The 13,396-nt window shown below is 71.1% G+C and carries 15 protein-coding genes and 1 pseudogene; 9 read left to right on the forward strand and 7 right to left on the reverse strand.

Annotation, left to right across the window (positions count from 1 at the left end):
- Nucleotides 1–7: 7 nt before the first annotated feature.
- Entirely contained in the window at nucleotides 8–148 is a 141-nt protein-coding gene (locus QOL99_RS09220) for a LamB/YcsF family protein (RefSeq protein ID WP_285523233.1), read from the forward strand.
- 134 nt (nucleotides 149–282) lie between these two features.
- On the opposite strand, the gene QOL99_RS17815 is transcribed toward QOL99_RS09220, so the two are convergent.
- Complete coding sequence (locus QOL99_RS17815; protein ID WP_407650161.1) at nucleotides 283–510, reverse strand: hypothetical protein; 228 nt, start codon at nucleotides 508–510, stop codon at nucleotides 283–285.
- A pseudogene (dgt, locus tag QOL99_RS09225) lies at nucleotides 487–1,620 on the reverse strand (dGTP triphosphohydrolase); the annotation flags it as partial. The gene QOL99_RS17815 and the pseudogene dgt, both read right to left, overlap by 24 nt.
- A 75-nt stretch (nucleotides 1,621–1,695) precedes the next feature.
- On the opposite strand from dgt, the gene QOL99_RS09230 reads away from it, so the two are divergent.
- Entirely contained in the window at nucleotides 1,696–2,232 is a 537-nt protein-coding gene (locus QOL99_RS09230; protein ID WP_285523214.1) for an NUDIX domain-containing protein, read from the forward strand.
- Nucleotides 2,229–3,140 (forward strand): bifunctional riboflavin kinase/FAD synthetase, encoded by a 912-nt coding sequence (locus QOL99_RS09235; protein WP_285523215.1) that lies wholly within the window; start codon nucleotides 2,229–2,231, stop codon nucleotides 3,138–3,140. Before QOL99_RS09230 ends, QOL99_RS09235 begins: the two co-directional genes overlap by 4 nt.
- A gap of 3 nt (nucleotides 3,141–3,143) precedes the next feature.
- Here QOL99_RS09235 and QOL99_RS09240 read toward each other — a convergent pair whose 3' ends face one another.
- Complete coding sequence (locus QOL99_RS09240; RefSeq protein ID WP_285523217.1) at nucleotides 3,144–3,692, reverse strand: DUF6174 domain-containing protein; 549 nt, start codon at nucleotides 3,690–3,692, stop codon at nucleotides 3,144–3,146.
- Between the two features lie 44 nt (nucleotides 3,693–3,736).
- On the opposite strand from QOL99_RS09240, the gene QOL99_RS09245 reads away from it, so the two are divergent.
- The 5 genes from QOL99_RS09245 (at nucleotide 3,737) to QOL99_RS09265 (ending at nucleotide 9,352) form a co-directional block, all read left to right on the forward strand.
- Nucleotides 3,737–4,570 (forward strand): 1,4-dihydroxy-6-naphthoate synthase, encoded by an 834-nt coding sequence (locus QOL99_RS09245; protein WP_285523218.1) that lies wholly within the window; start codon nucleotides 3,737–3,739, stop codon nucleotides 4,568–4,570.
- 110 nt (nucleotides 4,571–4,680) lie between these two features.
- On the forward strand, nucleotides 4,681–5,958 hold the full coding sequence (locus tag QOL99_RS09250) for a PQQ-dependent sugar dehydrogenase (protein ID WP_285523219.1): 1,278 nt from the start codon (nucleotides 4,681–4,683) through the stop codon (nucleotides 5,956–5,958).
- Nucleotides 5,958–7,394: a superoxide dismutase family protein gene (locus QOL99_RS09255; RefSeq protein WP_285523221.1), complete on the forward strand. Its 1,437-nt coding sequence runs from the start codon at nucleotides 5,958–5,960 to the stop codon at nucleotides 7,392–7,394. The genes QOL99_RS09250 and QOL99_RS09255 overlap by 1 nt, the downstream gene beginning before the upstream one ends.
- An 88-nt stretch (nucleotides 7,395–7,482) precedes the next feature.
- The gene (locus QOL99_RS09260; RefSeq protein ID WP_285523223.1) at nucleotides 7,483–8,427 is read left to right on the forward strand and encodes an ABC transporter ATP-binding protein; all 945 of its coding nucleotides are present in this window, start codon (nucleotides 7,483–7,485) and stop codon (nucleotides 8,425–8,427) included.
- 154 nt (nucleotides 8,428–8,581) lie between these two features.
- The gene (locus tag QOL99_RS09265; protein WP_285523225.1) at nucleotides 8,582–9,352 is read left to right on the forward strand and encodes an ABC transporter permease; all 771 of its coding nucleotides are present in this window, start codon (nucleotides 8,582–8,584) and stop codon (nucleotides 9,350–9,352) included.
- 290 nt (nucleotides 9,353–9,642) lie between these two features.
- Here QOL99_RS09265 and QOL99_RS09270 read toward each other — a convergent pair whose 3' ends face one another.
- On the reverse strand, nucleotides 9,643–10,119 hold the full coding sequence (locus QOL99_RS09270; RefSeq protein ID WP_285523226.1) for a GreA/GreB family elongation factor: 477 nt from the start codon (nucleotides 10,117–10,119) through the stop codon (nucleotides 9,643–9,645).
- A 255-nt stretch (nucleotides 10,120–10,374) separates the two neighbouring features.
- On the opposite strand from QOL99_RS09270, the gene QOL99_RS09275 reads away from it, so the two are divergent.
- Nucleotides 10,375–11,028 carry a hypothetical protein gene (locus tag QOL99_RS09275; RefSeq protein WP_285523228.1) on the forward strand — a complete coding sequence of 218 codons (654 nt, stop codon included), beginning with the start codon at nucleotides 10,375–10,377 and terminating at the stop codon, nucleotides 11,026–11,028.
- A gap of 106 nt (nucleotides 11,029–11,134) precedes the next feature.
- Here the strand turns inward: QOL99_RS09275 and mglA are convergent, their stop codons facing one another.
- From mglA to QOL99_RS09290, 3 genes are all read right to left on the reverse strand, one after another.
- A complete protein-coding gene (gene mglA / locus QOL99_RS09280) occupies nucleotides 11,135–11,725 on the reverse strand; it encodes a GTPase MglA (RefSeq protein WP_285523230.1) in 591 nt (196 codons plus the stop codon).
- Between the two features lie 142 nt (nucleotides 11,726–11,867).
- Entirely contained in the window at nucleotides 11,868–12,353 is a 486-nt protein-coding gene (gene mglB, locus QOL99_RS09285) for a GTPase-activating protein MglB (protein WP_285523231.1), read from the reverse strand.
- A gap of 54 nt (nucleotides 12,354–12,407) precedes the next feature.
- Nucleotides 12,408–13,247, reverse strand: a complete 840-nt coding sequence (locus tag QOL99_RS09290) for a metallophosphoesterase family protein (protein WP_285523232.1) — start codon at nucleotides 13,245–13,247, stop codon at nucleotides 12,408–12,410.
- Nucleotides 13,248–13,396: the final 149 nt, after the last annotated feature.

The raw sequence follows: 13,396 nt of genomic DNA on the forward strand, positions 1-13,396 counted from the left end.
CACGGCGGTGACCGGGGAAACGGTGCGGGTGCCTGCCCGGACCCTCTGCCTGCACGGGGACGGGGCCGAGGCGGCGGACGTGGCCCGCGACCTGCGGCGGGCGCTGGAGGCGGCGGGGGTACGGGTGGCCGCGCCCGACCCGGCCTAGAGCATTTGCCATAAGAATGCGGTGGGTTTCCGCATTCGTTGGCCGAGCGGAGCGAGCGAATTGAAGAAGAGCATTGGGCAGAATGGAGGCACCTGGGGCGCCCTTCCCCGGGGGCCGTAATTCTGTCAAATGCTCTAGCGCCAGCCCGTCCCCGGCGTCGGGGGCCGCAGGGCCGCGTGCAGCTCGGCGGCGTAGCGGTCGGTCATGCCCGAGACGTAGTCGCACACGGCGCGGGGCAGGCCGCCTTCCTCGGCGCGGGCACGCACGCCGGGGGGCAGCATGGAGGGCCGGGCCAGCAGCGCCGTGAACAGGTCCGTCAGCAGCCGGGNCCCCGGCGTCGGGGGCCGCAGGGCCGCGTGCAGCTCGGCGGCGTAGCGGTCGGTCATGCCCGAGACGTAGTCGCACACGGCGCGGGGCAGGCCGCCTTCCTCGGCGCGGGCACGCACGCCGGGGGGCAGCATGGAGGGCCGGGCCAGCAGCGCCGTGAACAGGTCCGTCAGCAGCCGGGTGCCCTGCTCGACCTGCATCTCGACCCGCCAGTGGCGGTAGAGCCGCGAGCGCAGGAACTCGCCCGTCTCGCGCAGCCGGTCGCGCATCCCGGGGCTGTAGGTCACCAGCCGCCCCGGCAGGGCGCGGACCGCCTCCGGGCTCTGCACGCCGCTCGCCACGATGGCCACGTGGGTGGCCCGCGTCAGGTCGCCGATCAGCCAGCCCAGCAACTCGCGGTGCAGGGTGCGGCGGTCGCGCTCGGTGAGGGCGGGGGACGCCGGGGGAACCCGCGAGAGGAGCTCGGCCCACAGCGGCAGCGCGGTCAGGTCCTGCGGGGTGATCAGCCCGCTGCGCAGCCCGTCGTCGAGGTCGTGGGCGGTGTAGGCCAGCGCGTCGGCAGCGTCCACCAGTTGCGCTTCCAGCCCCGGCGGCCCCAGCCCGGCGCGGCCATGCTTGTTCAGGCCGTCGAGGGTCTCGCGGGTGAGGTTCAGGCCCCGGAAGTCGGGGTAGCGGTCCTCGAGCACGGTCACGATGCGGCGGGCCTGCGAGTTGTGGTCAAACGTATTGTCGGGAGCGGCTCCGTGCTCCTGCATCAGCGCGTCCAGCGCCCGCTCGCCCGCGTGCCCGAAGGGCGGGTGCCCGAGGTCGTGCGCGAGGGCGATGGCCTCCGCCAGCGTCTCGTTCAGGCCCAGGGTCAGGGCCACCGAGCGGGCCACCTGCGAGACCTCCAGCGTGTGCGTCAGCCGGGTGCGGTAGTGGTCGCCCTGCCCGCCGCTGAGCGACACGTTCACGAACACCTGCGTCTTGTACTCCAGCCGCCGGAAGGCCGTCGTGTGCAGGACGCGGTCGCGGTCCTTCTGAAAGGCGGTCCGGGTCTCGCTCTCGGGCTCGGGAAAGGCGCGGCCCCGCGCGGCGCGGCTGAGGGTCGCGTAGGGCGCGAGGGTGGCCTCCTCGCGGGCCTCCAGATCGGCGCGGGTGAACATGGGGGCCAGTCTGGCAGAGCGCGGGCGGACAGCGGCAGCGGGCAAAAGCTTCATGGGCGGCGCTAGATTGCCCCCATGAGCGACGCCGGGGCGAACGACACGCAGACCCAGACCGACACCCAGGTCATCTACGACGGCCATATCGTGCGGCTGGAGAAGCTGGAGGGCAAGTGGGAGGTCGTGCGGCACGCGGACGCCGTGGCGATCCTGGCGCTGAACGACGCGGGCGAGATGCTGCTGGTGCGCCAGCGCCGCCCGGCCATCGGGGGCCTGACCGTGGAGGCCCCGGCGGGCCTGATCGACGACGGCGAGACGCCCGGGGAGGCCGCCCAGCGCGAGCTTCAGGAGGAGGTGGGCCTCGACGGCGAGATGACGCTGCTGACCCGCTTCCACTCCAGCCCCGGCTTCTGCGACGAGCTGCTGTACGTGTTTGCCGCCGAAGGACTCCGCGAGAGCAAACTCCCCCACGACGAGGACGAGGAGATCGAGGTCGTGTGGATGCCCCCGCAGGCGGTACTCGACGGCCTGCGGGGCGGCACCCTCCTGGGAAGCGCGAGCACGGTCGCGGCGGCGCTGTACGGGCTTCAGCGCCTCGCGGAGCGGCGCCCATGAAAACCTACGTCTCCCCCACCGGGCGGCCCGACACCGAGACGGTCGTGGCGGTGGGTTCCTTCGACGGGGTGCATCTGGGGCATCAGGCCCTGCTCGCCCAGCTCAAGGAACGGGGGCGGCAGCACCGCGTCCCCACGGTGGTCTACACCTTCGACCCGCCCACCCGCGTGCTGACCCAGGGCGTCGAGTTCCTGTCCACCCTGCCCGAGAAGCTGGCGCTGCTGGCCCGCTACGGCATCGACGAGACGGTCGCGGTGCCCTTTACCCGCGAGTTCGCCGCCCGGCCCAAGGACGCCTTTCTGGAGGACCTGCGGGCGCTGCGGCCCCGCTCGGTTGTGGTGGGCGAGGACTTCCATTTCGGGCGCGGGCGGGCAGGCACGGTGGCGGACCTGCGGGAAGTGACCCGTGACGTGGTGACCGTGCCGCTGCACCAGCTCGGCGGCGAGGACATCAAGAGCACCCGGATTCGCGAATACCTGCGCGTGGGCGACGTGGAGGGCGCGCGCCGCCTGCTGGGCCGCCACTACGACGCTCAGGGGGTGGTGGTGCCCGGCGACCGGCTCGGCCGTCAGCTCGGCTGGCCCACCGCCAACCTGCGCGTGCCCGACGGCAAGGCGCTGCCGCCCGGCGTCTATGCGGTCGTCGCCATCACCGAACGCGGGCCGGGGCACGAGCAACGCCATCACGGCGTCGCCAACGTGGGGTGGCGACCCACCGTGAACGGCGTAGGGCGTCGCTTCGAGGTCCATTTCCTCGATTTCGAGGGCGACCTCTACGGCGAGGAGGTCGGCGTCAAGTTCTTCACCCGGCTGCGCGGCGAGCAGAAGTTCAGTGGGCTGGACGAACTGAAGGCGCAGATCGCGCGCGACGCCGAGGCCGCGCGGGAGGCGCTGCGGGACGTGGAGTAGCCTTTACCCACCCGGAAGCGTCTGCACCACCCGGATGAAGCGGGTCACTGTCCATTCGCCCCAGCCGTCAGCCACGTTCGCAGTCCCCGTACCGCTGTAGAGTCGCGTGGGATAACCCTCCTCCGCGGCATACTCGGCCTCCACAACCGGGCAGGGCTGCCCCCTCTGGGCCGCCAACGTCTGCGCGATCTGGTCGAAACGGCCCTCTACCGTGACCCGGGCGAGGGGAGAAACGGGACCGCTTTCCCCGGCAACGAGGGTCACCTCCCGGACCGTCCGGTCAAGCACCAGCACCAGCACGGTGGGAAAGAGAACGGGCGCGGCCACCTGCCGGAACTCGTAGCGGTAACTGCGGACCCCCGCAAGCGCCCACTGCGCCCGCGCCGCCACCAGTTCCCGCTCCAGCGCGGCAAAATCGGGCCGCACGTACCCGGGGGCGCACGGCACGGCGGCCTGTGGAGGCGGCGCTCCCCCGCCCCCCGCCTGAACCGAACCTGCCCCGAGAGCCAACCCGAACACGGTTCCCAGAACCACCCGGCGCAGAAGTGTCATGGGTTCAGCATAGGCATTGGAGGGGACGGGCGTACCCTGACTCCATGAGCCTTCCTCCCACCCTCGACCTCGGCTACTCCTTTTGCCCGAACGACACTTTCATCTTCTACGCCCTGCACGCGGGCCGGGTGCCTGCGCCGCTGCCCGTGCAGGAGCGACTCGAAGACGTGCAGACCCTCAACGAGTGGGCGCGCGAGGGCCGCCTCCCCGTCACCAAGATCAGCTACCGCGCCTACTTCGAGGTGATGGACCGCTACGTCGCCCTGCGTTCGGGCGGGGCGCTCGGCCGGGGCGTGGGGCCGCTGGTGGTGGCCCGGGAGGAGCTGGGCGACCTGAACGGCAAGCGGGTCGCCTCGCCGGGGAACCTCACCACCGCCGACCTGCTGCTGCGGCTGGCGTACCCGGACGCGCTCCTCACGCCGATGCGCTACGACGAGGTCATGCCCGCTGTCGCGCGCGGCGAGTACGATGCCGGGCTGATCATCCACGAGTCGCGCTTCACGTATCAGGAACACGGGCTGGTCAAACTGATGGACCTCGGCGCGTGGTGGGAGGGCGAGACGGGGCTGCCGCTGCCTCTGGGGGCGATTCTGGTCCGGCGCGATCTGCCGCAAGAGGTGCAGCGCGGCCTGAATGCGGCGGTGCGGGAGAGTCTGGACTACGCCTACGCGCACCCGGAAGAACCCAGGGCCTACATCCGGCAGCACGCGCTGGAGATGAGCGACGAGGTGATGCAGGCGCATATCGACCTGTACGTGAACGACTTTTCCCGCGACGTGGGCGAGGAAGGCGAGCGGGCGGTGCGCGAGTTGTACCGCCGGGCCGTGGAAGTGGGCGCGGCGCGGCCCTCGGAGCTGCCGCTCTTCGTGAGGGAATGAGGGAAGTGGACTCGGGGTTAAGACGACCCTGTGCCCGCTCTCAGAAGGTGTGCTGAGGCCAGATGGACGCACCCGGCGGTATGGGACTTTGGTCACCGGAGGAACAAACCATGCACAAGCCCATGCTCGCCGCCCTGACGGTCGCGCTCGGTGCCCTGGGAGCCGCTCTCGCCCAGGGCTCGGCCTCGCCCACGGGCCCCGGCCCCGCCCAGACGACCACCCCGACGCCGCGCCCGCTGCCCGCCCCCGAGCCGCCCGTCACCGTGACGGCCACCCGCAACGAGCCCCGCGCCCTGGGCTTCACGCCGGACAAGCTCGCCCGGCTGAAGGTCCCGGCGGGCTTCCAGATCAAGGTGATGGCGACGGGCCTGGGCAACGCCCGGATGATGCACGTGATGCCCGACGGCGGCCTCTACCTGACGCGGCGGGCGCAGGGCGACATCTGGTACCTCAAGGACGTGAACAGGGACGGCCTCTTCGACGCGGGCGAGCGCCGGATGGTCGCGCAGAACCTCAAGCTGGTGCATGGGCTGGATGTCCGGCAGGGCAAGCTCTACGCGGTGGGTGAGAAGACCATCTGGGTGATGGATATGAGCCGCGACGGTGGCCTGAGCGTGCCGCGCGTCTTCGCCGACGGCTTTCCCGACGCCGGACAGCACCCCGCCCGTGGCCTGAAGTGGGGACCGGACGGCTTCCTCTACGCGTCCTTCGGCTCCACCAACAACGACGCCCCCACCCAGAACCCGGAAGAGGCGACCATCCTCCGCATCCGCCCCGACGGGCAGTGGCGCGAGGTGTACGCCCGGGGCCTGCGCCACACCATCGGCTTCGGGTGGCACCCGGTCACGGGCACCTTCTACGGGATGGACCAGGGCAGCGACTGGCACGGCGACAACATCCCGCCCGAGGAACTGAACGTGATCCAGAGGGGGCGCAACTACGGCTGGCCCTTCTGCTACGGCGCCCGCAACCCTGACCCCTACACCAACTCCAGCCAGATTCCCGGCAAGATCACCAAGGCCGAGTTCTGCGACCTGACCCAGGGCAGCCTGCTGAACTACACGGCGCACGCGGCGGCGATCGGCATGAACTTCTACACCGGCACGAGCTTTCCCGCCGAGTACCGCAACGACGCCTTCGTCGCCTTCCGGGGCTCGTGGAACCGCAGCGAACCCAGCGGCTACGAGATCGCCCGCGTGAACTTCGACGCGGGGAACCGGCCCACCGCCATCGAACCCTTCATCACCGGCTTCGTGTACGAGGAAGGCGGCGAGTGGAAGCAGTTCGGGCGCGTGGCGGGCGTGGCGACCTACACCGACGGCAGCCTGCTGTTCACCGACGACCAGAGCGGCGTGATTTACCGCGTGCTGTACACGGGAGGCCAGTGATGAAGCTTCAGACCAAGCGGTATCTCGCGCTGGGAGCCCTCGCGCTGGGGGCAGCGGTGGCGGGCGGAGCAGGCGCCCCCATGCCGCTGGCCCCGGCCAGCACGCCCCTCAGCGCCACGGCGGCGATGCGTGACCCCGCCGGACAGGTGCTGGGCACCGCCCGCTTCGTCCAGCAGGGCATGGGCGTGCAGGTCACGGTGGAGGTGCGCGGCCTGACGCCCGGGCAGCACGGGATGCACGTCCACGAGTACGGGCGCTGCACCCCGGGCGTGGACGAGGCGACGAACACGGTCGTCCCCTTCGGCGGCGCGGGCGGGCACTTCGACCCCGGCCTGAGCAAGAACCACGACGACCCGCAGGCCCCGAACAAGTACGGCCACGGCGGCGACGCCCCGATGCTGAACGTGGGCGCCGACGGGGTGGGCCGCGCGAGCTTCACCACCGACAAGTTCAGCCTGACGGGCATGAACGGGGTGCTGAACCGCACGCTGGTGGTCCACGCCCGCCCCGACGACTACAAGACCGACCCGGCGGGCATGTCGGGCGCCCGCGAGCGCTGCGGCGTGATCGTGCGCGACGGCCTGACCACCCGCGACTATGGCCTGCCCGGCGCCCAGGACTTCCCCGAGGGCGTGGCCTATGACGCCCGCCGGGGCGTGATCTACACCGGCAGCGCGGTGAACGGCACGGTCTACGCGATCAACGCCGCGACCGGAGCCGTCAGCAAGTTCCAGGAGGGCGGAGCGCTGGGGCGTCAGGCCGCGCTGGGCCTGAAGGTGGACGCGCAGGGCCGCCTGTGGATCGCGGGCGGGGCGCAGGGCACGGTGAGCATCCTGACCCCCGACGGCATGACCCTGAAGGTGCTGGAGACTCCGAAGTCGCCCAACCCGTACATCAACGACCTGACGCCCGCCGCCGACGGCAACGTGTACGTCACCGATTCCACCCGGCCCGTCATCTTCCGGGTGGACCGCAACCTGAACCTGACGGAGTGGCTGGACCTGGCGAACACACCGATCAGGTACGGCCCCGGCGTGAACCTCAACGGGATCACCGCGACCCCCGACGGGCGCTACCTGCTCGCCATGCAGCTCAACACCGGCGAGCTGTGGCGCATCGACCTGCGGACGAAAGCCGTGCGCCGGGTGATGACCGGCCTGACGAACGGCGACGGCCTGCTGCTCGACGTGTCTCCGGCTGGGCGCACCCTCTACGTCGCCCGCAACAAGGATCAGGTCGTGAGCAAGGTCAGCCTCTCGGCGGACTACGGAACGGGCCAGCTCGTCGCCGAAGAGCCCCTGCGTGGCCTGCGCTTCCCGGCGACGCTGGCGATGGTGGAGGGTGACCTCGTGGTGACGCAGGCGCAGCTCGACCGCAGCATGGCGGGGATTCCGCCCGAGACGCCGTTCCGGCTGACGCGCTTCGGCAAGTTCTGAAGGTCGGCAGATCACAGGGGGAGGCCAGCGGGTCTCTCCCTTTCCTTTGTAAGACTCCCGACGCACTTGCCCTCCTACCCTGGCGGGCGTGACCCAGCCTCCCCCCGAAGCGCCCGCCCCCGCCCTGGAGGTGCGCGGCCTGCATAAGCGGTACGGGCGCCACAGCGTCCTGCACGACATCGACCTCGCGATCACGCCCGGCGAGGTCTACGCGCTGACCGGCCCCAACGGCGCGGGCAAGAGCACCCTGATCCGCACGGTGACCGGGCTGGCCTTTCCGACCTCGGGGACGGTGCGTCTGTGCGGGCGCGACGTGCATGGGGACGGCCCGCGTGCCCGCGCCGCGCTGGGAGCGGTGGTGGAGGCCCCCGCCCGCTTCCACCCCGAGTTCACCGGGACCCAGAACCTGCGGATGCACGCGGACCTCGCGGCGATGGCGCCGGGGGCCGGGCGGGTGGATACGGGCCGCATCCGCGAGGTGCTGGCGCTGCTGGAACTCACCCGGATGGAAGGGCGCCGGGTGGGGGAATACTCGCTGGGGCAGCGGCAACGGCTGGGGGTGGCGAGCGCGATTCTGGCCCGGCCCCGCGTCCTGATCCTCGACGAGCCGACGAGCGGGCTGGACGCGCTGGGCATCGGCCTGATTCACCGCATCGTGACCGACCTCGCCTCGGAGGGCTGCGCGGTGCTGCTCAGCACCCACCACCTGCGCGAGATCGCCACCTACGCGCACCGGGTCGGCATCCTGACGGGCGGGCGGCTGGTGGATACGGTGGACCTGCGGACGCGGCAGGCGGCCTACCGCTTCCGGGTGTCTGACCCTGCCGGGGCCGCCGAGTGGCTGCGGCGCCTTCCCTTCGTGAGCGGCGTGGGCATCCGCACGCCCTACGCGCTGGCGCACCTCGGGGGCGAGGACCGGGTGCCCGACGCGCTCGCGCACCTGAGCCAGGGGGGGTTCCGGGTGCTGGAGGCCGCCCCGGACCACTTCGACCTCTACGAGTACTACCGCGAACGGGTGGAGGTGGCGGTATGACACGCATCCCGTCTGTTTCGTGTCCAATCCGGGAAAACACCGGACTGGACACTCCACGCCCGGAACGCGTTGTTGTCCTTCTCTGCTTCGCAGCTTTGCAAGTCCCTTCGGTCGGATTTCGTCCTGCCGGGGGCAGGATTCAATCGGAGTTACTATGACCCTCTTCGCGCTGGAACTTCGCAAGCTGCTGCGCCGCCGCAGCGCCCGGCTGGGGCTGCTGGTGTGCCTCCTGCTGCCGCTGCTGTGGCCCTGGGCGCCGCGCGTGGAGGCCCTCTTCGGGGTGGAACTGGTGAGCGGGTGGCAGCTTCCGGCGGTCAGTCTGGGCGTGCTGGTGCAGTTCCTGCTGCCCCTCTTTATCGCGGTGACGTGCGCGGAACTGATCGGGTCGGAGGTCAGTGGGGGCACGCTCGCGCCGCTGCTGCTGCGGCCGGTCAACCGCACCCGCGTGCTGACGGGCAAGCTGCTCGTCGCGCTGCTCTACCCGCTGCTGCTGGTGCTGGCGACGGTGGCGGGGTCGCTGCTCGCGGGCCTGGTGCTGGGGCTGGGGCCGTTCACCGGGGGGACCGGGCTGGGGCCGGGGTTCTTTCAGGGCGTCGGGGCGCTCACGCCGGGGCAGGCGCTGGGGCAGGTCCTGCGGGCCTCGCTCCTGGCCGCCGCCATGCTGCTGCCGGTCGCCAGCCTCGCGGTGCTGTTCGGGGTGCTGTACCTGAATACCGCCGCCGCCGCCCTCGCCACGCTGGCGACCCTGAACATCCTGCGCCTGTTCGCGGTCTTTCCCGAGTGGGTGCAGCGCCTGCTGCCCACCAGCCACTTCGACCTGTACGCCCGGCAGACGGACGTGGCCTCGGGGCTGATCCTGCTGCTGATCTACGCGGCGGGCTTCGGGGTGCTGGCGGCGCTGGCCTTCGAGCGGCGCGACGTGTAGGACACAAAGCCCACCCCCTCCCGGCCAGAGGGCGTCCTGACCCCTCTCCCTGGCGAAACTGGGGAACACGGGCAAGTCCCTCATCTCTGATCGTGGCCCTGATTTTCAGAATGGGTGGCTTGCTGCCCACCCCCTCTGCTCCGCAGCTCTGCGAGTCCCAGCCTCTCGCGGTGCGAGCTGTCCCAGTTCCCCGCAAGGAGGGAGGAGCCAGAGACGCTGTGCTCACGCCCACACAAGCGGGAGGGCGAGCCGCCTTCATGCCAGCTCGCCCTCCCGCCCCCTCCCCGGCCCTACCCCACGCTCTTGACGGTGTACCGGAGCTGGCGCTCGCCCTGCGTGACCTCGAAGCTCTCCCCCACGCGGCGGCCCATCAGTGCCTGCCCGACCGGGCTGTCCTCGCTGACCTGGGCGGCGCCTTCCGCGAGTGCGTCCACCTCGACCGCGCTCACGAGGCGCACCTCCAGCTCGCGGTCATGCTCGTCGTCGCGCAGGACAACCCTGGACCCCAAGGCGACCCGGCCGTCCTGGTCGGGCGTGCCCTCCACGATGACGGCGCGGGCCAGCACGTCCTCCAGCTCCAGAATGCGGGCCTCCATGCTGGGCAGGTCGATCTGGGCGGTCTCGAGGTTGCGGTCCTCGAGGTCCACCGCGTCGTCGCGGGCGGCGGCGATCTGGGCGACCGCGTCGTCGCGGCGCTGGCGTTCCCTGTCCAGCGTGTCCTGAAGGCGCTGGAAGCCCTCGGCCGTCATCTGCACTTCTTCTGCCATAACTCCTCCTGTGGTCCTGCGGGGGGGGCTCGCGGGGGCGCGGCGGCCTCCGGTCAGACGGTCACTGTAGGCAGCGCGGCGCCGGGAGCGGTGACAGGCGGCTTAAGGCCGCGCGGGGACAGAGCAGGGACAGAGCGGGGACAGATGCGCCAACGTGCGTTTCCGAATTCCTCACCGGGCGGGGCCGGGCGTGGCCTGTAATCGGGGCAGCGCGGCCCGTGTCCATCAGGAACGCGGACCCACAGGAGGAACCCCATGACCGATCCCAATGCCCCCATCCGCCGCGACCCGTCCATCGACGACGGGCCCGCCGACCCCGTGCAGGAGGACCGCACCGTCACCACCGAGGAGTTCGGGCAAGGCGACCGGGAGCTCAGCGACGCCGAGTTGCGCCCCGTGGGCGGCGAGAGCATCACGGGCGCGGCCACGATGGACTACTCGCTGCCGGAGGACGACGACCCCGCCCACCAGGACACCCAGGCGAACGCCGGAATGGTCCGCGACGTGGCCGGGGTGGACGCCGACTTTCCCGTCTCCGGCGAGGTCTCGGGCGGGCGCGTGGGCGAGGGCGGCAGCGACGCGCTGGCCGGGGCGGGCGTGGTCTACGACGACGGCATCGACCCGGACATCCGCACCGAGATGCTGGACAACGCGGCGGCCTACGGGACCGATTTCGTGCCGAACAACGTGAACGACGAGCCCGGTTTCGACGACGGCGTGCCCGGCAGTTTCTCCGATTTCAGCGTGGTGAGTGCCGACCTCGGTGACAGCACCACCCGCCTCGCGGACCCCAGCCAGGACGCGGGCGGCGAGGTGGGGGGCGCCCCCATCGCCGGGTCGGGCGGCATCGACGGCGGCCCGCCCCGCACCACGCCGCTGCCGGGCACCGAGGAGGAGAGCGGCTCGTAGCTCGCAGCGTCTGGCTCAGGGCCAAAGAAGGTGGGAGACGCGAACAACGTCTCCCACCTTCCTCCTTTTCCACACGTTCTACACACGACAAGCCACGCCCCACACGCTACTTGTTCTGCGACAGCCGGTCCAGCACCAGCTTGCTCACGCTTTTGAGCGTCTCGAAGACGCCGCCGCCGTTGTGGGCGGTCGCCTCGAAGAGAATCAGTTCCCTTCTGGGGTCGATCACCGCGCGGATCATGTCGGTGGGAAGCGCCCCCTCGATGTCACGCTTGTTGACCTGCAAGACGATGGGCACCTCGCGCACGTCGATGCCGTGCTCGGCGAGGTTCTCGCGCAGGTTGCGCATGCTCTCGGCGTTGGCCCGCAGCCGGTTGGGGGACGAGTCCGCCACGAAGACGATGCCGTCCACCCCGCGCAGGATCAGCTTGCGGCTGGCGTTGTAAAAGACCTGCCCCGGCACGGTGTACAGGTGAAAGCGCGTCTTGAAGCCCTGCACGGTGCCGAGGTCCAGCGGCAGGAAGTCGAAGAAGAGGGTGCGCTCGTCCTCGGTGGCGAGGGACACCATCTCGCCGCGCAGGTGACCGGGCACCTTGGAAAAGACGTGCCTCAGGTTGGTCGTCTTGCCGGACATGCCGGGACCGTAATAGACGATCTTGCAGTTGATCTCGCGGGCCGCGAAGTTGATGGTGCTCATGCTGTGTCTCTCCCTCGCCTGTACGCCCAGGCTCCAGCTTTCCGGTCTACCGTGAGGGGGCCCGCCCGGCCAAACCTGTGCCTGGGCGTCCCTGCTCCCACTCGCCTCGCTCGGGTTGACCTGCTTCGGCCAACCGCAGTCCTTAGCCGAACAGGTCGTCGAGCAGGGCATTGGCCCCGCTGGAAAAGTCGTCGCTGAACTGCACGGGCGGCGCGGCCTCCAGCTCGACCAGGATCGCCGCGACCTGCGCGATGGTCTTCTTGGTGTGGACCTTGACGCGGCCCAGCGGCACCGACACGTCGAAAATCAGGGTCAGCAGCGCGGAGTCGCCCACCGACTCGACGTACAGGGTGCCCTGCTCGCCCTGGTGAATCTGCTCGCTGAAGGTGCGCTCGCCCAGCATGTTCGCCAGGGCGGCGGTGGCGGCGGCGTTGGAGGCGACCAGGGTGGCGACGCTGTCGAGCGCGGGAGGCCGGGGCGCCCACAGCGCCTCCTTGTGCGAGAGCACGAAGCCCTTGCGGTCAACGAGCAGGCAGTAGCGGACGCCCGTGGCGCCCAGCAACTCTTCCAGATGCCCGTCCACCCGTTCGAAGGCGTCGCCGTACAGGGCGAGAGAAGGTTCAATCATGTCCCGGCGAGTATAGGAGGGGGGTTCACACGAACTTCTGACAACGGGGGCCGCTCACTGCCCCACGCCCTGCCGGAACGCCGCCCACGTCGCGGCGTCGCGGGGCAGACCCCCTTCCCCGGTCCAGACCCAGTAGGGCGTGTAGAGGCTACGGGCGGTCTGAACCTCGTCGCGGAAGATCTCGGCGCTGACCCCGGTGCCCAGCAGCCCACTCGTCTCAAAGCGGCGCAGCACCCCGGAGCGGTCGTAGGGCACCCGCCGCAGCTCGGGCACCCAGCCTCCCGGCGCGGCGGTGAGCAGCAGGTACTGCGCCCTGGGGTCGCCGTCCATCGGGGTTCCGGCGGCCCCGGTGTTCAGGACCAGCACGCCGCCGCGCGTGGCCCGCGCCGGGCGGTGGATGTGCGAGCCCACCAGCACGCCCGCCCCACCCCCCAACCCGGCCGCGAGTTCGGCCACCCGCCGGGGGTCGGTGCGCTCGCTGAGGCTCTCGCGGTAGTCGGCGGGGGTACCGTGGGCGATGAGGACCAGAGGCAAGCCAGGCACCTCCAGCGTCTGCGTCATCGGCCAGCCGCCCGGCACGTCCAGCAGCCCGGCGCGGTCCAGCTCGGTCGCCGTCCAGTCGGTCGCGCCCCAGAAGGGATCGGTGAACCAGTCTCCCGGCAGCGTGTCCGAGCGCCCGTGCCACAGCCGCACGAGGTCGTCGTGGTTGCCCAGCGTGAAGGTCACGTCCTCCCGCGCGAGCAGCAGCGAGAGGGCCTCCACCGAATCCGGCCCCCGGTTCACCACGTCGCCGTTGACGATCAGCCTCTCGGCCCCCTGCGCCCGCGCGTCGGCCAGCACCGCCCGCAGCGCGTCGGCGTTTCCGTGAATGTCCGCGAGGACGGCGAGGCGCACGGGGACATTCTAGGGCGGGCAGGCAGGCGCAGGCTGCTCAGCGCCGCAGGACGTCCAGCGCGGCCTCCAGCACCGGGTCCCGGCCCGCGAGGATGTCGGCCACCTCTGGCCCGGCGCGGAGGTCGGGCTGCACCCGCCCCGGCAGCGGC

This window comes from Deinococcus rhizophilus, from assembly GCF_030271215.1.
GTDB lineage: Bacteria > Deinococcota > Deinococci > Deinococcales > Deinococcaceae > Deinococcus > Deinococcus rhizophilus.